The organism is uncultured Intestinibacter sp., assembly GCF_902468165.1.
Taxonomy (GTDB): Bacteria; Bacillota; Clostridia; order Peptostreptococcales; family Peptostreptococcaceae; genus Intestinibacter.
The window spans coordinates 1-17,861 of sequence record NZ_CABQXJ010000068.1 but is presented as its reverse complement, the minus strand read 5'-3'; the positions used below and the strand labels follow the sequence as shown (position 1 = coordinate 17,861).

Sequence of the window (17,861 nt, the reverse complement as noted above, 5' to 3'; positions counted from 1 at the left end):
TCATTGCTAAATACATTCCTACTTCTGTACATTCTCCAGTGAAGTTAGCTCTTAATTCTTCTACTACTTGCTCGTCTACACCTTGAGCTACACCTATTCTGTGCTCGTCAGCCCAAACCATTTCACCTTTTAATTCTTCGAATTTTTCAGCTCCAACGTGACATACTGGACATTCAGCTGGTGCGTTTTCTCCTTCATATATATATCCACATACTTGGCATACCCATTTCTTCATAGTTAAATTCCTCCTAATATTATACAATTCTTCTTATATTTGTCTCTTTAGTATATACCCTAAAGATATTTTTTTCAAACATTTTTTACTTTTTTTTAAAAAATTTATTAATCTTTGTAAATCTTAAACTTTACACTTTATATATACCACGTATGTAACATATTAAACATATTTTTTAAATTTTTTAAAAAAATTATTTTCTTATTAGATAACTAGCAATTTCATAATATCTTTGCTTTGAATTTCCTTTATTTAAAATTCTAACTGTCCAGCTCTTTTTTCTTTTTTCTTAGGTTCAAATTTTTTATCAAATTCATCAACCTTATCTTGATTTACATTATAACAATCGTCAAATATAAAAAATCCTTCTATATTATTTAATGCATCTTCTTTTAAAGTTTTAACCATAAAAAATGGAGCTTCGTCTTCTACTGGTACACCTTCAAGGTGGATTTTGTATTTTGATGCACTTTCAAATCCAAATCTTTTATAATAATTTTCATCTCCTGTTATAAAAATAGCACTATATCCTAATCTCGCTGCTTTTTGCATAGATATTCTGATCAGTTTGCTTCCTATTTCTTTTCTTTGGAATTTTGGATGTACACTGATAGGACCGAATGTTATAAACGTTTCGTTATCAACTCCATCTATATATCCCTTTGTATAGACAATATGTCCTACAATCTTCCCATTACACTCTACAACTAATTCTAAATCTTCTATTGATTTAGAATTGTGATGCAAATTATGTAGTACTAGATGTTCACTGCACCCTGGTCTATATACATTCCAAAATGCCTCTCTCGTCAAAACTTCTACTTCTTTATAATCGTCTTTTTCAATTTTTCTTATAATTAAACTCATATTAATCCCCCTTATAACGCTTAGTTTTTTCTAATTATATCATATATTTAATATTTAAAATTTTTATCTTCAAATCCTTCTAAATATATTAATTTAGATATAAAATTCACTTCGTTCATGGCGCCAACGAATCAAAGATTCCGTTGCTTAAAATTCACTTCGTCATGCGACTCAGATAATACGTAATTTCCTTATAATAAAAAAAGTGTTGCAAAATATCTCTATTTCACAACACCTCTGTATATAAAAATCTTATTTTATCCAAAATATCTTTCTAATAATCCTAAGAATGCTTTACCATGTCTAGCTTCGTCTTTACACATTTCATGAACTGTATCATGTATAGCATCTAATCCTAATTCTTTAGCTCTTTTAGCTAATTTTAATTTTCCATCAGTTGCACCGTATTCAGCATCAACTCTAGCTTTTAAGTTTGCTTTTGTATCAGCAACAACACATTCTCCTAATAATTCTGCGAATTTTGCAGCATGTTCAGCTTCTTCGAAAGCTATTCTTTTGTAAGCTTCTGCTACTTCTGGATATCCTTCTCTATCAGCTTGTCTACTCATTGCTAAATACATTCCTACTTCTGTACATTCTCCAGTGAAGTTAGCTCTTAAATCTTCTACTACTTGTTCATCTACCCCTTGAGCTACACCTATTCTGTGTTCATCAGCCCAAACCATTTCACCTTTTAATTCTTCAAATTTTTCAGGTCCTACATGACAGACAGGACATTCTGATGGTGGATTTTCTCCTTCATATATATAACCACATACTTGACATACCCATTTTTTCATAATTAATTCCTCCTAAATATTATTTATTATTAAATTTATCTTGTATTATATATACCTAAAATTTTTATACTTAAACAGTTTTTATAAAACTTTTTAGTTATTTTATATATAATACTCATACCCCTAAAATTTCTCGACAATATAATTTTAGTCTTTTCTAATTTTTTTTGCAATATTTTGTAATTATTTAGTTATCTAATTAAAGCTCATACCCCAATGTTAAATATATATTTTCCAACTCTTCTCTCATCTTCTCATTGCCCTCTGCCCTAACTTGAGAACACATATTAGGTTTATATTTTCCCGCTACCAACTTTGCTGCAAATGCCATACAAGTTGACTCTCCGCATTTTCCACAATTTAGTCGAGGAAGTACTTCATATACATCAAATGGACTAGGTAAGTTGCGTTTTTCATCACTAGGTTTTATGCTGTCTTTTTTTTCATAACAATCGTTTATAAAATCTTTTATATAATCTAATGTCTCAAATGCATCTGTTTCATTTAATAATTTAGATACTTTTATATCGTCTTTTGTTATTACTATTATTTTTGGACCGTAGTTATATGTTAGAGTTTGTCCTTTTTTGTTGTATATAGCTGTTTTTAAGTAAGTATTTAAATATGGGAAAAGCTCTGATACATCTCTAGATGGAGTTGCTATTATTCTTATTCTCTTTGAGTCTGTTGTGCATGGTTGTATAAAACTTAAATTGATTTGTTCTAAAAACATAATTATCCCCCTATAATTTTTTAATAAATTTTATTATAAATTATTTAAAGCTTCAACTAATTTATCTATATCGTCTTTTGTATTAAAATATCCAATACCAATTCTAAGACTACCCCTGTCTTTTGTATTGATTACGCTATGTGCAGTTGGTGCGCAGTGCAGTCCTGCCCTAAGCATTATGTCGTATTTTTGATCTAATATAGTAGATATATCCTCTGGTCTTTTGTTTTTTATATTAAAACTTATTACACTTAAGATTTTTTCACAGTCTTTGGGTCCGTAAACTTCTATATCTTTTACAGTTTCCAATCTCTGTAAGGCGTATTTTGTAAGTTCTTTTTCTTTATTATGTATATTGTCTATTCCTTCTCTATTTAAAAACTTTATAGCTGCTCTAAGACCAGCTATCCCACTTACATTTGAGGTTCCAGTTTCTAAATGATTTGGATAATAATCAGGCTGATATTCATATGCAGAATCACCACCTGTCCCCCCTGCTTTTAGCGGTTTTATGTCTATATCCGTATTTATTATAAGACCTCCTGTCCCCATAGGACCAAGTAAACTTTTATGTCCTGTAAATGCAAGAATGTCTATGTTGTCTTCTTTTATATCTATCTTCATAGCTCCAGCGCTTTGTGCAGCGTCTACTAAAAATAATATTTTGTTTTCTCTCGCTATTTTGCCTATTTCTTTTATAGGTTGTATTGTTCCAAGTACGTTTGATGCTTGTGTAAATACTATTAATGCTGTGTCTTTTCTTATGTATTTTTTAATATCTTCTGGATTTGTAATCCCGTCTTTTGAACATTCTACTGTGTCTATTTTTATATTTATATCTTTTTCTAAAGTTTTTAGACATCTCCAAACGGCATTATGCTCCAAACTACTTGTTATTACATGGTCATTTTCCTTTAGTATTCCTCTTATTGCAATATTTAAAGAATCAGTTATATTGCTTGTAAATACAACTTTTTTAGGATCATCAAAATTAAAAAGATTTCCAATAAGTTTTCTACATTCATAAACAATATAATCTGATTGCATTGCTTTTTTATATGAGCCTCTTCCAGAAGAGGTCCCATTATTTATCATAAAATCATATACTGCATCTGCAACTTCTTTTGGTTTTGGAAAAGAAGTCGCTGCATTATCTAAGTAAATCCCCATTTTTCCTCCTAATATTACCTTTATATTATTTTATATATGTAAATTAAAACGCTTTTTGAGTATTCTCAATACGTTTTTTTAACCAATTATAAATATCATTATATACATCTTCATAATTAAGTTCATTAAGTATCTCATGACGTCCATCTTTATAAAGTTTTATATCTATATCTTCTACACCTTGGACTTTATAATTATTGTATACTTGTTTTACACTTTTACCGTAATTTCCAACTGGGTCCATATCTCCAGCAACAAATAATAATGGTAGGTCATTTGGTATTTTGACTTTATTTTGTGGACTTTGTATAAATTCCAATACATCAAATAACGTCTCATATCCGTTTAATGTAAATAAGAAAGTACAGTATTTATCATTTACATATTTATGTACTATATCTTTATCCCTACTTATCCAATCATTTTGTGTAACTACTGGCTCGAATTTTTTATTGTAAGTCCCAAATGCCATTTTTTCTACAAATTTACTTCTGTAATTATCTCCTTTAAATGCCTTTAATATTTTTAGTACTGCTTTTCCACCTTTTAATACAACTTTTGGCTGACTACCAGTACCAACTATTACTGCTCCATCTACCTTATCTCCGTAAGTCATTATGTATCTTCTAATCATAAAAGATCCCATAGAGTGCCCCAATACAAAATAAGGTATTTCTTCTCCAAATCTAGACTTTATTTCTTTTGTAATCTCATATAAATCGTCTACTACTGTTTTACTTTTGTATTGTGTTGGAAAATACCCCAATTCATCATCATCTTTTGCTGTAAGACCATGACCAAGGTGGTCATTTCCCACAACTAATATCCCCTTTGAATTTAAAAATCTTGCAAATCTATCATATCTATCTATGTACTCTATCATCCCATGTGATATCTGGACAATCGCTTCAATATCACCTTCAGGCTCCCACACAATTGTGTGTAAATTATTTTCATTATTAGTAGATTTTATATAAAGTTCTGTTTTTTTCATTTCAAACTCTCCCTTACAATTAATTTTTCTTTATTCTACTAAAGGAAAATGGATTATTTATTAAATTATATTACATTTTATTACTTTACTGTAAATTTTTTAATAAAAAAACTGCCATAAGTTATAAACTCATGACAGTTTTAAAAAGATTTATTTAATTATTGTTTTTAATTTCCACTTTTCATTTTTATATCTTATATATCCTATCAATAGACCTACAAACCATCCTATAGGAATAGCATAATAAACTACTGATGGGCCAATTTTGTTTGAAAAAATATATACGATTATCAATCGAATAAAGAAATTCAACATGGTAGCTATTACAAATATACTTATATCTCCAGCACCTTTTAGCACTCCGCAATAAGCATTCATAAAACCTTTTAATATATAAAATGCTGAAACTACACGAAGGTATTTGATTGCAAAACTTATAGCATCTTCACTTTGAGCTTCATCTAAAAATAAATCTATTATATCCCTTCCAAAAATAAATAATATACTGAATATAATTAAACTCATAATTGATATCATAATTAAGGTACTTTTTAATCCTTCTTTTACTCTATCTATTTTTTTAGCACCTATATTTTGCGCTGTAAATGTACCTATTGCATTTCCAAATGACGCAAGTGGAATCATAGTTATTGAATCTATTTTTGTCGCTATAGTATATCCAGCTATTATAGATGATCCAAATGTATTTACTATTATTTGAACTAAAAATATGCTTATATATACAAATGACTGTTGAAATATAGATGGTATAGCTATTTTATTCATATTTTTTAGTATTTTAAAGTCAAAAAGTTTAAAATCTAAATCATCTATTTCATTATTTTTATAAGTTTCCTTATCACTATTTATTTTTTTATATTCACTATTTATAGAGTCTTTTTTATCAAATTTTTTCAAATTAAAAAATAAGTATCCTATAGATAAAAAAGCCGATATACCTTGTGCAATCAAAGTAGCCATAGCGACTCCAATCACTCCATATTGGAGTTTTACAACAAATATTAAATCTAAAAGTATATTTAAGAAACTAGAGAATATAAGAAAGTACAGAGGTATTTTAGATTCTCCAAGCGCATTGAAAATCGAAGTTATTATATTGTATAAAAACATAAATGTAAGCCCTAAGAAATATATGTTTAAATAATTTAGTGCATCATCAAATATATTTACAGGGGTTTTCATTATTTTTAATAAAAACTTCGACATACATAATCCTATACAAGCTAAAAAAATACTAAGCACTCCTATAGCTATTATAGATGTGTATATTGATGTCTTCATTTTATAAATCATCTTTGCCCCATAATATTGAGATATTACAACTGCACATCCTATCCCACTTCCTATAGCAATTGACATAAATACCATAGTTATTGAATAAGATGCTCCTACTGCTGCTAGTGCATCTTCACCGACATAATTTCCGACAATTATTGAATCTACTAAGTTGTAGAGTTGTTGAAATACGCTGCTTAAAACTAACGGTATTGAAAAATATGCAATTGATTTTGCTGCATTACCTTCTGTCATATAATTTTCCATACGCCTTTTAAAAGTAAATTATACTTTTTATTCTCCTTTCTTTAGTTAAATATGTGTTTGAGTTTTATTAAATTTTACTTTTTTATTTTTAATTTGAATTTTTATATTGAGTTAATTTATAGATTTTGTATCTTCTTTTTTTAAATTATTTTTCTTTAAAAAAGATAATTTTGTCTCTGAAATTATAATTGCACAAAATATTATCAAACATCCAACTATCATTTTTAAAGTTAGAACTTCGTGTAAAATTATAACTGATAATATAGTTCCAAATACTGATTCTAGTGATAAAATTATAGCTGACTTTGTCTGGCTTACATCTCTTTGGCAAATAGTCTGAAGTAAAAATGCAATTGTCGTAGAAAATATGCCTAAATAAAGTACACCTATTATAGATGATATCTGCGCTTGTATTTTTATTTCATTAAACAATATCTGTACTATTAGTGATAAAATAGTTGCAACGCTAAATTGAATAACAGTCAGAACTATTGCGTTGTTTTTTTTAATAAATTCGCCTGTGAAAAATATGTGAAATGCAAATCCAAACGCACATATCATTGTCAAAAAATCTCCAAAATTGATGCTAAAGTCGGCTTCTAAAGATAGTATTCCTATTCCCAAAATCGCTATTATACTGCTTATTATTCCGTATTTGTCTAGTGGTCTTTTGTATAATATAAAACCGATAAACGGTACTATTACTACGTTTATAGCTGTTAAAAAGGCGTTTTTTGATGCTGTTGTATAAGACATTCCAATCGTTTGAAATGCAAATGCAATAAATAAAAATACACCAATTAAACTACCTGCTTTTACAGCTTCTTTAGTTATATTATTCTTAATTTCTTTAAAAAATATAATTCCAAGTAAAACTGCTCCTATAAAAAATCTTATTGTCAATATCTGAAGTGGTGTAAGTCCACCGCTTAAAGAAATTGAAACCCCTATAAATCCACTTCCCCAGATAAAAGCAGTCAAACCTAGTCCAATCTCTCCTTTGTATTTAGTAAACATAAAATCCCCCCTTAAAAAACTGTAAATTAATTTTTAAAGACCCTATACAATATTTTAGAATTTTAAAATACATCCTTATACCGATTATCTATAGTTTATTTTATTACTATTATAATTATATCATTGCACTACATCATCTTCTATATTGCTACATTTTAGGGTTTTGAATTATGCAAAAAATAAAACCCAAAGAATTTGTTTTTCTCTTTGGGTTTTAAATTAATATTATCTCCAATTTTTATTGTAGTCTTCTATAGTATTTTGAATATTATCGCTTTTAAACAAAGTACTCATAACTGCATAATCATCACAGTAATCTATAATTTGTTTTATATTTTGAGACAAAATTCCGCCTAACGCAACAATCTTTATTTTAGTCAAATCTTTAGCATTTTTTAAAAGATCTACTCCCTTAGGTGTTAGCCCTTCTTTGCATTTTGTATCAAATATATGTGAAAGAGTTATATAATCTATATCTATTTTTTTACTTTCTATAATTTTATTTAACTCAATAACCTCATGTGTACTGTGTAGAGATAGTCCTATTTTTTTATTTTTATCGAACTTATAACCCCTACTTATCAAATCTTTAAATAAATTATATGGAAGGTGTACTCCATAAACAGGATAATTTTCATATAATTCAATCGAGCTATTTACAATTATATTTATATCTGCTTTATTTTCTTTTAATTCTGAAACTATCTCATTATATAGTTTTTCCAATTCACTATATTTTAAATCTTTTTCTCTTAAAATCAAGTACTCTACATTATTTTTAGCAGCTTCGACTATAGTTTTTATGTATTTTTCTTTGGAGCATAGATTTCTGTTGCTGATTAAATACATCTAAAATCTCTCCCAATCTTTAAATACATATTGATATCCGATTGAATTTAACATTTTTCCTACTTCTTCTAAGCTGGCATCTGTATTATTTTCAAATTGGTTTGTTCCACCTTCTCCTAAAGTATGTCCCCCTACGTCTGTTGTTACTTCGGCGCTTAATTTAGTAACTCCTAATGGCATTACATTTTTTCTAAATTCTAAATCCTCTCTTGTCGAAACGTTTAATGCTGCATGAGGGTCGAAAAGTCTCATAACCGTCATTATTTGAAATTCTGTTTTATCGTCTACTGGATTTATATCGTCAAAGCTCCCCTTAAATGGCTTCATTCTAGGTGCTGAATAAGAAAGCTCTATATGTGGATATTTTGTTTTTAAATATTCTCCATGTAAAATAGTGAAAAATGCGTCTTTTCTATAGTCAGCAAGTCCTAATAGTGCGCCTATTGATAAACTTCTCATTCCTGCCATTGCCCCTCTTTCCGGCGCATCTAGTCTAAATTTGAAATTTGCCTTTGGTCCTTTTATGTGTACCTTTTTATAAACTACTTCATCATATGTTTCTTGATAGACAGTAAGTGAGTCTGCACCATTTTCAACAAGGTGTTTATACCCTTTTACTTCCATTGGATATACTTCTATCCCTATTGACGAAAATCTGTCTGAAATAAGATTTACCGCCTCTCCTATATATTCAACTGGAGAATGTCTTTCACTTTCGCCTGTAAGTACTAAAATATGTTTAAATCCCATATCAGCTATATAATCTGCTTCGTTTTTAATTTGCTCCATATTTAATTTTCTTCTGTTTATCCCACTTTTACAGTTGTATCCGCAGTATACACAGTGATTTACACAGTAATTTGCAATATACATAGGAGTATATAAAGTTACTGTTTTGCCAAGATGTTGAAGACTTAATCTATGAGCTTTTTGTGCCATCTGTTCTAGGTGTTGTGTGGCTTTTGGTGATAATAAGTTTAAGACATCCATATGATCTAACTTATTTTTATTTAAACTTCTTAAAACATCTGGCTCTGTAACATTTTTAAAATATCCGTCGAAATCAAAATCTCTGTATTTTTCTAAAACTTCATAAAAACTCATCTATATTCCCCCTTATAGACTTCCTAAAAATCCAGTTAAAGGTGATGATGCATTTGCAAAGTTGCTCACTGGTCCAGTTTTTCCTAGGTATGCCTCTCTTCCACCTTCTACTGCTAATCTAAATGCATTTGCCATTTTTACTGGGTCTTGTGCTGATGAAATTGCTGAGTTTACTAAAACTGCAGCTGCCCCCATCTCCATAGCCTCCATCGCTTGTGATGGCTTACCAATGCCTGCATCTACAATTATATTAGTGTCTAACTCATCTATCATTATCTGAATCATTTCTTTCATTTTTAATCCCCTATTTGACCCAATCGGTGCGCCTAGTGGCATTACAGCAGCTGCTCCAGCTTCTATTAAACGTCTTCCTGCGTATAAGTCTGGTGACATATATGGAAGAACTACAAACCCTTCATCTGCTAGAATTTTAGTTGCTTTTATTGTCTCTTCGTTGTCTGGTAGTAAGTATCTTGTATCTGATATAACTTCTATTTTTATAAAATCTCCACAGCCCATTTTACGAGATATCCTAGCTATTCTAACTGCTTCTTCTGCATTAGTAGCTCCCGAAGTATTAGGAAGTATAGTCATTTCTTTTGGTATATAAGTCAAAATATTTTCATTTGGATTGTCTAAATCAACTCTTCTTATTGCCATTGTTATTATTTCGCTATTGCTTGCTTTTATAACTTCTGGAAGAATATCGTTACTTCCAAATTTCCCTGTCCCTATTAAAAGTCTGCTGTCAAATTCGTGTCCACCTAATATTAATTTATCCATTTTGTCTCCCCTTTTTAATTTAGTATCTAAAATTTAAATCAAATTACTGTTTTATATTTATAGTACATCATAATATTTTTACTAACTTTTATCTTTTTATATCTTCAATTAAAATTTTCATAGCTAAGTTTGCCATATGATTTGCACATATTGAAACCCTTGGAGCCATTAGTCCTTCGCCTTCTTTTGCCTCGTGTTCAAAATCTCCACAAATATAAAATTTATCTCTTATTTTCTTTGTTTTTATTATATTTGAATCGTAATATCCAGCCATTCCAGATGATGCAATTAGGTATTTATCTTTAAAGTTTCTAAGTACAGTATTACATATCATAGCCTTGTTTTTTGGATCATCAAAGGCCTCGATTACGATATCATATTCTTTTAAAAAATCTATATTTTCTTTTGTAACAAATATATCCTTAGTTTTTATCTTTACAAAAGGATTTATATCTTTTATTAAAGATTTTAGTGCCTCTGTTTTTTTCATACCTATATGTTTTACAAAATACTGCTGTCTATTTAAATTAGACGGTTCAACTACATCATAATCTACTAAAATAATTTCGCCTACTCCTACTCTAGAAAGTGAGATAGCTATATTTGAACCTAGTCCTCCAAGACCTAAAACTGCAACTTTTCCAGATTTGAGCTTATTATGTAAATTTGGCGTATGTCTTGCAATCATAACTCTTTCTAACTCGTCTTTTGTTGGGATTTTTCCCCTCTCTATAAGTGTAAGTCTATCATCTTCTTTTAAAATTTTATCTTCCTTTAATGGAAATCCATTTAAGATAAGCACATCACAATTCTTATCTACTTTATTTCGTAATTTATAAGCTGTGCAGTTTTCCTCTATTTCTGTCTGAATCTCATTTAAGAATATCTTCAAATCAACCACCCCCTACAAAGCTTATAACTTCCACTGTATCTTCATTTTTTAATAAATATGTACTGTAGACTTCGTCATCTAGTATTTCCATATTTACTTCTACAACGACCTTTTGTGGATTTAAGTCGTAATTTTTTAAAAGATCTTTTACAGAAATATCTTCTTTTAAATCTACAGTTTTACCGTTTAATATCATATTGTTCCCCCTTTTTATTGATTAGAAATCTTATTTAAAAGCAAAAAAAGCAGAAAATAAACCATACCCGCGGTGGTATGCCCCATTTTCTGCTTTTTAAGCTACTGATATATTACCATTTTATGTAGTACATGTCAATTGTTTTTGAGGAAATATTTTCTATTTTTTTATATATTCAATTTATTCTTTTTGCATCAAAACTTATTTTTATTGCTAAATATATTTATACAATTAAACTACTTCTTTTTGCTCTTCTTTAAATTCTTCTAAATTCACAACTCTATCGCATATTTTGTCTACTAAAGCTTTTTCATGACTTATAACTATTACACCTATATCATTTTTCTTGGCATAATCTAAAACTACATCCCAAATTTGTGCTTGTGTTATTGCATCTAACATAGTTGTCATCTCATCAGCAATTAAAAATCTAGTCTTCGGTGATAATGCCCTTATAACACAAAAACGTTGAAGTTCTCCACCTGATAATTCACTCGGCCATCTATTCATCCATCCTTGTTTAATACCCATAGCTTCTATCAATTCCTTTGATGGAATAAATGCCTCGTTTATTATTTTTTTCATCTTCCACTTTGGATTTACAGATTTTTCGGGATGTTGGAAAATAAGTTGAACTGGATTGTATCCATTTTTTTCTCTTTTACATCCTTTAAGTATCACTTCTCCGCTTTCTGGAGTTATGTATCCAGCCAATATTTTGGCAAGTGTCGTCTTACCAAATCCACTTGGAGCAATAAGTCCAACGACTTCACCGCTATTTACACAAAAATCAATATCCTTTAATATATATCTATCCTCATTATATTTAAAATTTATATTTTTAGCTTTAAGTTGCATGAATACATCTCACCTTTCCATTTCTAATTTCTTTAATTTCCGGTACTCTAACTTTACATTCCTTTGTTTTGATTTTACATCTATCACAAAATACACATCCTTTTGGAAGTTCACTTGGAAGTGGCTGTGTCTTATCGTCTAAAGCTTTAAATTCATGGTTTGGAAGTGCCTTGTAAAGTGCCTTTGTATAAGGATGTCTCAATTTTTCTATATTTTTAAAATCATCTGTATTGGCTATTTCTAAAGTAGAACCTGCATAAAAAATAGCCACCTTATCTGCAATTTTAAGTGCAGCAGATATGTCGTGTGTTATCATAAGTATTGAACATCCGCTATCAGCCACTTTTCTAAAGTCTTTTAGTACTTCATTTAAGGATTCTTCGTCTAATCCTGGAGTCGGCTCATCTGCAATTATTACCTTGCTGTTTGATGCTAAAGCTGTGCATAAAAGCACCTTTCTCGCCATCCCTCCTGATAGTTGGAATGGATAATAATTTTTAACTTTTTTGTCTAAATTATATTTTTCAAAGAGATTATCTACAATTTCGTCTTTAGCTTTTTTATCCTTATTTTTTATAGATATTTTAATTTGACTTCCTACCTTTTTTAAAGGGTCGAGATAATTTACAGATTGAGGTATAAGTACAATCTCACGCCCTCTTAAGTTTTGTTTTCTCTTTTCTGTCAGCTCTTCTTTGTTGTAAATTATCTTTCCATGTGTAGACGAGTTATGTGGAAGTATTCCCAAAATAGCGTGTGCAAGAAGACTTTTTCCAGAACCACTAGAACCTACAACTGCCAATATCTCGCCTTTATTTAATTCTATATCTAAATTTTTAATTACTTCTAAATCAGTTCTAACTAATCCTTTTGTATATTGAGAAAATGATATTCCCAAGTTTTCAACTTTTAAAATTGGCTCTTTCATCTCTACCTCCTATTTATACGCTGTTTTAGGATTTATTAATTTTTCTATATTTTTGCCTATTCTGTCTACCATCATAGAAACTAAAACTAAACTAAGCCCTGGGAAAAATGCAAGCCACCAGTCTCCACTTGTAAGGTATTTCATACTTTCTGAAAGTATTACACCTATGGCTGGTTCATGTGGTGGAAGCCCAAAACCTAAGAAAGTTACTGATGCTTCGTGCAAGATTGCATGTGGGAATATAAGTACAGCTCCAACTATTATCTGAGGTATTACATGAGGCAAGATATGTTCTTTTGCTATATACCAATTTGATTTTCCAAAGTTTCTCGCAATCTTCGTATAATCCGACTCCATAATCTGCATAACTTCCGCTCTTATAACTCTAGTAAGCGATGTCCAGTGAGTAAGCGAAACACCGACTACAATACCTTTTATACCTCCACCCATAGCAATTGATATAAGTATTACAACTAATGTGTGAGGTACTGATAAGACTAAATCTATAAGCCAAGTTACAATAAAATCTACCTTTTTCCCAAATGTAGGACCAATAATACCTAATAATACTGCAATTATTGTACTTGTAAGGGTAGCTAAAATACCTATTTTCATACTTATGCTAAGACCTTTTATAGTTCTAGTAAGCATATCTCTTCCCACCCAATCAGTTCCAAATAAATGATCAAGTGATGGAGGTTGAAATTTATTTAATAAATCTACATATAAATTATCTTCACCTATAAAAGTTCCCCAGATTAATATATCTGCAAATAAAATAACAAATACTGTTATCCAGAATATTGTTCTTTCTCTAGCCCCGTAATTAAGAAGTTTTTTGTTTTTTAGTTGTCCTTTTTCTTTGATTTTTTCCATTATAAATTTTGTCCCTCCTTAATTCTAGGATCTATCACTCTGTATAATAAATCTGCAATTATATTTCCAGAATAGACAAATACTAAACTTATTATCGCTATTCCCATAAGAAGTGGTAAATCACCTTTAAGTCCTGCTGAAACTGTCGCTTGACCAAGTCCAGGATATGAAAAAACTTGCTCTACAAATATTGTTCCTCCAAATAATTCGCTAAAGGATAAAAACTGAAGTGTTATTGCTGGAAGTGATACATTTTTAAGAACATGATTAAATATTATACTTATTTGACTTTCGCCACGTGCTTTTGCAAATAATATATAGTCGCTTTCCATTATCTCTATGACCTTTTGTCTTGTATTCATACATATACTCGAAATACTTATTATTGAAAGAGTGAGTGCAGGTAGTATTATATGTTGCATTCTCTCAACAAATCCCACATTTTCTGATAAAACGCCGATTGGTACGCTTAGTGCAACTGGGAACCACCCTAATTTTACAGAAAATAATATTATAAATAATATTCCAAGCCAAAATGTCGGAGTCGACATTATTATATAGCAATATCCACGTATTATTTTGTCTATTAATTTTCCTTCTTTTATGCCTGCTATAATCCCTAAAATAAATCCTATAATTCCAGAAAGTATCCAAGATATTCCCATAAGCCATATAGACGACATAAATTTTTGTCCTATTACTTCTAAAACTGGTCTTCTATATATCATAGAAGTTCCCCAATCTCCACTTATAATCGATTTAAACCAAGACCAAAATCTAATTATAGGAGGTTGATTTAAGCCCCAATGCTCTGCTATTAATTGTCTTTGTTCAGCACTTACTTTTGTTGATGCTCCGACATAAGCTGTAACTGGGTCGATTGGAGATAATTCCATTAAAACAAAAGTAATTATACAAAGAGCTACTAAAAGAGTTATTAATTTCAAAACTTTTTTAGTTAAAAATTTCCCTATTCCCTTATTCATATTTTCTCTCCTCAAAATCTTCAAAAATACAATATCAAACTAGTACCTATTTCTAGGTACTAGTTTGTATCTTAGCTTTATTTATATTTAATGTTTATTTCCATGACCATTCATTAACATTGTCAAATATTCTTCCGCCGTGTGGTTGAACTACTGGGTTTCCAAAGTCAAATCCATCTGCAGCTAAGTAAACGTGATTTGCATTTACAAGCCAGCAATATGGTGCGTCGCCTTTTGCAGATGTATATTTTTGAAGGTCTTTCCAATATGGTAATGCTTCATCTTCATCTTTTGCATCTAATGCTTTATCTATATCTTCGTTTACTTTTTCGTTATTATAACAACCTGCATTGTCCCATGCAACTGTTCCACCTGCTATAGGACCGTAATATAAGTTGTATAATTCTGATGGATCTCCTGAACCAAATCCAAATAATACAGCTTCTTTATGTATATCTTCAAGTATTGTATCCCATGTTCTAACTTCTAAGTTAACGCTTATACCTATTTCTTTTGCTACATTTACAAATTCTAAAGCCATTTCTTGTCTGTATTCACCTTCAGTATATAGTAATTTAAATTCAGCTTTTTGGCCGTCTTTTTCTAATACTCCATCATTATCTGTGTCTTTCCATCCACCATCTGATAATATTTTTTTAGCTTCGTCTACATTTGCATATTCATCTTTAGATAATTCAGTACTTTTATCTTCCCATGGCATTTGTTCAAGCCCTGTAGTAGAAGGTGTACCATATCCATTAAGTACTCCATCTACTATCTTTTGTCTATCTACTGCAGTATTTAAAGCCTTTCTTATAGCTTCATCACTTGTTACATTGTTACCCATATCGTATCCGTCTTTTGCTTTTTCTCCTGCTTTAACCATTGGGAACTCAACACCATAACATTCTATACTTTCTATATCAACTACATTTGCTCCATCTACTTTTTTATCTGCTAAGTTTCCGTTTATTTGGCACACATCTACATCTCCAGTTTGAACAGCAGAATAAGCAGCATCTGTATCTAGAAATACCATTGTCAATTGTTTAATTTTTGGTTTATCGCCATAATAATTTTCATTTTCTTTTGCTATAACTTGTTGACCTTTATCCCATTGTACAAATTCATAAGGCCCTGATCCAACTGGATTATCTTTAAAGTTTTCATCATAAGCATGTTTAGGAACTATACCTAAGTATGCTAATCTCTCCATAAATGCAGAATATGTTCTATTTAATTTAAATTCTATTATAGTATCATCTTTTGCAGTTATCTTATCTATCATTGTTAAATCTATTTCTGAACCTGAGTTCTTAGCAGTTTCATATGTAAATGCTACATCTTCTGCTGTTACTTTCTCCCCATCTGTAAATTTAGCATCGTCTCTTATAGTTACTGTCCATGTTAATTTATCATCAGATACTTTATATCCAGTTGCCAAATCATTTTCAAATCCTAACTCTTTATCTCTTTTAAATAAAGTTGAGAAAAATACTTTTGTAAGCGATCCATGTCCGCCTGTTGTAGCATCAAATCCTGATTCTGGCTCTTCTCCAATTGCCACTATTAACTCATTATTTTTGATTCTCTCTTCTCTCTTTGATGTAGTTTTATTAGAAGAAACCTTTTCATTGCTACTGGCGTTATTACTAGAAGAACACCCTGTTAAACTTCCAACAGACAGCATCACAGCCACCCCTACTGCTAAAAACTTTTTTAATTTCATAATTATCCTCCCTAATTCTCTTTTTTAACTACTCCTCAGTTTTTTATTAATATATAATTTACAAGTAACCTTCTTGAACATAAAAAGCCATGAAGGCATAGACCTTCATGGCTTTTATATCATTCATTGATATCTTACAAATTAAATATTAACTTACGATAAGTGTAACACATTGTTAATATTTTCTCAACAATTTATTGACAAAATTTATTTTTATTTAAATTTTATTCCATGCTTTCTTTTACTTCTTCATCATCTTCATCAGTTATTTCTTTATTACCCCAATAATTTGCAAGTACTGATACTGAAAATGCATGCCATATACCTGCTATTGCTGGTGCTATTGCGGCTTCTGGTGCAAAATGTGCTGCTGCTAAAACTGTCGCTAATGTGGCATTTTTCATTCCAGTTTCTATAGATAGAGTTCTTCTCTTTCTTTCTTTAAATCCAACAGCTTTACCACCGAAGTAACCACATAAATATCCATATATATTATGAATTACTACTGCTAAAGCTACTATTATTACTGATGCATTTAATTTTGATGCATTAGCAGCTACGATACCTGCAACTAAAACTACCATAGCAAGACCAGATACAGAAGGTAATACTCTTATACATTTAGCTGCTGCTTTAGCAAATAAAGTATTAGCTATTACACCTAATATTATTGGTATTAAAACAACTTGAGATATTGATATAAACATTCCTATACCGTCGACTTGAACGTAAGTCCCTGCAAATAAGTAAATTAATGCTGGTGTTACTATTGGTGCTAAAAATGTAAATATTGAAGTATATGTTACTGATAATGCAACATCTGCTTTAGCTATAAAACTCATTACGTTTGAAGTAGTTCCCCCTGGACAAGCCCCAAGTAATATAAGTCCTACTGCTACATCACCTTTTAAACCTAGTAATTTCACTACTATAAATGCTCCAATTGACATAGTAACCATTTGAATTAAAAGTCCTAATATAACATCTTTTGGTTTTTTAAGTATAAGTATGAAATCATCTTTAGTTAATGTCATACCCATACCAAACATTATAAATCCTAAAATATAGTTGAAATATGGCACTACACCTATAAATATATTTGGATTAATATAAGATATAGCTGCTCCAATTAAAACTAGTAGTGATAAGTATTTTTTTACAAATACACCTAATTTGTCTACAAAATTCATGATAATGCCCCCTTTTATTTAATTATTTACCATAAAATTATAATAACAAATGCCCTTTTATGAACTGTATATGAATAAAAGGCTTTATTTA

Annotated in this window: 19 protein-coding genes; all 19 read right to left on the bottom strand. The window is 30.0% G+C overall.

Annotated features, from left to right (window positions below):
- Positions 1-235: rubredoxin-like domain-containing protein (locus tag RDX53_RS11255; RefSeq protein WP_369124301.1), on the bottom strand; the 235-nt coding region annotated here is incomplete at its 3' end.
- A 252-nt stretch (positions 236-487) separates the two neighbouring features.
- Positions 488-1,102 (bottom strand): GNAT family N-acetyltransferase, encoded by a 615-nt coding sequence (locus RDX53_RS11250; protein WP_195931490.1) that lies wholly within the window; start codon positions 1,100-1,102, stop codon positions 488-490.
- Positions 1,103-1,359: 257 nt separating this feature from the next.
- Entirely contained in the window at positions 1,360-1,902 is a 543-nt protein-coding gene (locus RDX53_RS11245; RefSeq protein WP_307994169.1) for an NADH peroxidase, read from the bottom strand.
- A gap of 199 nt (positions 1,903-2,101) precedes the next feature.
- A complete protein-coding gene (locus tag RDX53_RS11240; protein WP_295574812.1) occupies positions 2,102-2,635 on the bottom strand; it encodes a (Fe-S)-binding protein in 534 nt (177 codons plus the stop codon).
- A gap of 33 nt (positions 2,636-2,668) precedes the next feature.
- The gene (locus tag RDX53_RS11235; protein ID WP_307994168.1) at positions 2,669-3,805 is read right to left on the bottom strand and encodes an aminotransferase class V-fold PLP-dependent enzyme; all 1,137 of its coding nucleotides are present in this window, start codon (positions 3,803-3,805) and stop codon (positions 2,669-2,671) included.
- 43 nt (positions 3,806-3,848) lie between these two features.
- Positions 3,849-4,799 carry an alpha/beta fold hydrolase gene (locus RDX53_RS11230; protein ID WP_195929892.1) on the bottom strand — a complete coding sequence of 317 codons (951 nt, stop codon included), beginning with the start codon at positions 4,797-4,799 and terminating at the stop codon, positions 3,849-3,851.
- Positions 4,800-4,949: 150 nt separating this feature from the next.
- Positions 4,950-6,362: an MATE family efflux transporter gene (locus RDX53_RS11225; RefSeq protein WP_295677373.1), complete on the bottom strand. Its 1,413-nt coding sequence runs from the start codon at positions 6,360-6,362 to the stop codon at positions 4,950-4,952.
- Positions 6,363-6,473: 111 nt separating this feature from the next.
- Positions 6,474-7,379 (bottom strand): DMT family transporter, encoded by a 906-nt coding sequence (locus RDX53_RS11220; RefSeq protein WP_307994167.1) that lies wholly within the window; start codon positions 7,377-7,379, stop codon positions 6,474-6,476.
- A gap of 225 nt (positions 7,380-7,604) precedes the next feature.
- Entirely contained in the window at positions 7,605-8,228 is a 624-nt protein-coding gene (locus RDX53_RS11215; RefSeq protein ID WP_295574827.1) for a thiamine phosphate synthase, read from the bottom strand.
- Positions 8,229-9,332, bottom strand: coding sequence for a 2-iminoacetate synthase ThiH (gene thiH / locus RDX53_RS11210; protein ID WP_295677377.1), 1,104 nt, complete (start codon positions 9,330-9,332; stop codon positions 8,229-8,231).
- A 12-nt stretch (positions 9,333-9,344) separates the two neighbouring features.
- Positions 9,345-10,115 carry a thiazole synthase gene (locus RDX53_RS11205; RefSeq protein ID WP_295574833.1) on the bottom strand — a complete coding sequence of 257 codons (771 nt, stop codon included), beginning with the start codon at positions 10,113-10,115 and terminating at the stop codon, positions 9,345-9,347.
- A gap of 88 nt (positions 10,116-10,203) precedes the next feature.
- Entirely contained in the window at positions 10,204-11,016 is an 813-nt protein-coding gene (thiF, locus tag RDX53_RS11200) for a thiamine biosynthesis protein ThiF (protein ID WP_334302408.1), read from the bottom strand.
- A complete protein-coding gene (gene thiS, locus RDX53_RS11195) occupies positions 11,009-11,203 on the bottom strand; it encodes a sulfur carrier protein ThiS (protein ID WP_307994166.1) in 195 nt (64 codons plus the stop codon). Before thiS ends, thiF begins: the two co-directional genes overlap by 8 nt.
- Before the next feature lie 231 nt (positions 11,204-11,434).
- A complete protein-coding gene (locus tag RDX53_RS11190; RefSeq protein ID WP_295761149.1) occupies positions 11,435-12,061 on the bottom strand; it encodes an ABC transporter ATP-binding protein in 627 nt (208 codons plus the stop codon).
- Positions 12,051-12,989, bottom strand: coding sequence for an ABC transporter ATP-binding protein (locus tag RDX53_RS11185; RefSeq protein WP_307994165.1), 939 nt, complete (start codon positions 12,987-12,989; stop codon positions 12,051-12,053). The genes RDX53_RS11190 and RDX53_RS11185 overlap by 11 nt, the downstream gene beginning before the upstream one ends.
- Positions 12,990-12,998: 9 nt before the next feature.
- Positions 12,999-13,865 carry an ABC transporter permease gene (locus RDX53_RS11180; RefSeq protein WP_295677378.1) on the bottom strand — a complete coding sequence of 289 codons (867 nt, stop codon included), beginning with the start codon at positions 13,863-13,865 and terminating at the stop codon, positions 12,999-13,001.
- Positions 13,865-14,851, bottom strand: coding sequence for an ABC transporter permease (locus RDX53_RS11175; protein ID WP_295778064.1), 987 nt, complete (start codon positions 14,849-14,851; stop codon positions 13,865-13,867). Before RDX53_RS11175 ends, RDX53_RS11180 begins: the two co-directional genes overlap by 1 nt.
- A 94-nt stretch (positions 14,852-14,945) precedes the next feature.
- Complete coding sequence (locus RDX53_RS11170; RefSeq protein WP_307994163.1) at positions 14,946-16,580, bottom strand: ABC transporter substrate-binding protein; 1,635 nt, start codon at positions 16,578-16,580, stop codon at positions 14,946-14,948.
- A gap of 224 nt (positions 16,581-16,804) precedes the next feature.
- On the bottom strand, positions 16,805-17,770 hold the full coding sequence (locus tag RDX53_RS11165) for a bile acid:sodium symporter family protein (RefSeq protein WP_307994162.1): 966 nt from the start codon (positions 17,768-17,770) through the stop codon (positions 16,805-16,807).
- Positions 17,771-17,861 lie beyond the last annotated feature (91 nt).

Coding starts and splice junctions, on each gene's coding strand:
- RDX53_RS11250 (WP_195931490.1), bottom strand. CDS start 1,102: ATGAGTTTAATTATAAGAAAAATTGAAAAAGACGATTATAAAGAAGTA.
- RDX53_RS11245 (WP_307994169.1), bottom strand. CDS start 1,902: ATGAAAAAATGGGTATGTCAAGTATGTGGTTATATATATGAAGGAGAA.
- RDX53_RS11240 (WP_295574812.1), bottom strand. CDS start 2,635: ATGTTTTTAGAACAAATCAATTTAAGTTTTATACAACCATGCACAACA.
- RDX53_RS11235 (WP_307994168.1), bottom strand. CDS start 3,805: ATGGGGATTTACTTAGATAATGCAGCGACTTCTTTTCCAAAACCAAAA.
- RDX53_RS11230 (WP_195929892.1), bottom strand. CDS start 4,799: ATGAAAAAAACAGAACTTTATATAAAATCTACTAATAATGAAAATAAT.
- RDX53_RS11225 (WP_295677373.1), bottom strand. CDS start 6,362: ATGGAAAATTATATGACAGAAGGTAATGCAGCAAAATCAATTGCATAT.
- RDX53_RS11220 (WP_307994167.1), bottom strand. CDS start 7,379: ATGTTTACTAAATACAAAGGAGAGATTGGACTAGGTTTGACTGCTTTT.
- RDX53_RS11215 (WP_295574827.1), bottom strand. CDS start 8,228: ATGTATTTAATCAGCAACAGAAATCTATGCTCCAAAGAAAAATACATA.
- thiH (WP_295677377.1), bottom strand. CDS start 9,332: ATGAGTTTTTATGAAGTTTTAGAAAAATACAGAGATTTTGATTTCGAC.
- RDX53_RS11205 (WP_295574833.1), bottom strand. CDS start 10,115: ATGGATAAATTAATATTAGGTGGACACGAATTTGACAGCAGACTTTTA.
- thiS (WP_307994166.1), bottom strand. CDS start 11,203: ATGATATTAAACGGTAAAACTGTAGATTTAAAAGAAGATATTTCTGTA.
- RDX53_RS11190 (WP_295761149.1), bottom strand. CDS start 12,061: ATGCAACTTAAAGCTAAAAATATAAATTTTAAATATAATGAGGATAGA.
- RDX53_RS11185 (WP_307994165.1), bottom strand. CDS start 12,989: ATGAAAGAGCCAATTTTAAAAGTTGAAAACTTGGGAATATCATTTTCT.
- RDX53_RS11180 (WP_295677378.1), bottom strand. CDS start 13,865: ATGGAAAAAATCAAAGAAAAAGGACAACTAAAAAACAAAAAACTTCTT.
- RDX53_RS11175 (WP_295778064.1), bottom strand. CDS start 14,851: ATGAATAAGGGAATAGGGAAATTTTTAACTAAAAAAGTTTTGAAATTA.
- RDX53_RS11170 (WP_307994163.1), bottom strand. CDS start 16,580: ATGAAATTAAAAAAGTTTTTAGCAGTAGGGGTGGCTGTGATGCTGTCT.
- RDX53_RS11165 (WP_307994162.1), bottom strand. CDS start 17,770: ATGAATTTTGTAGACAAATTAGGTGTATTTGTAAAAAAATACTTATCA.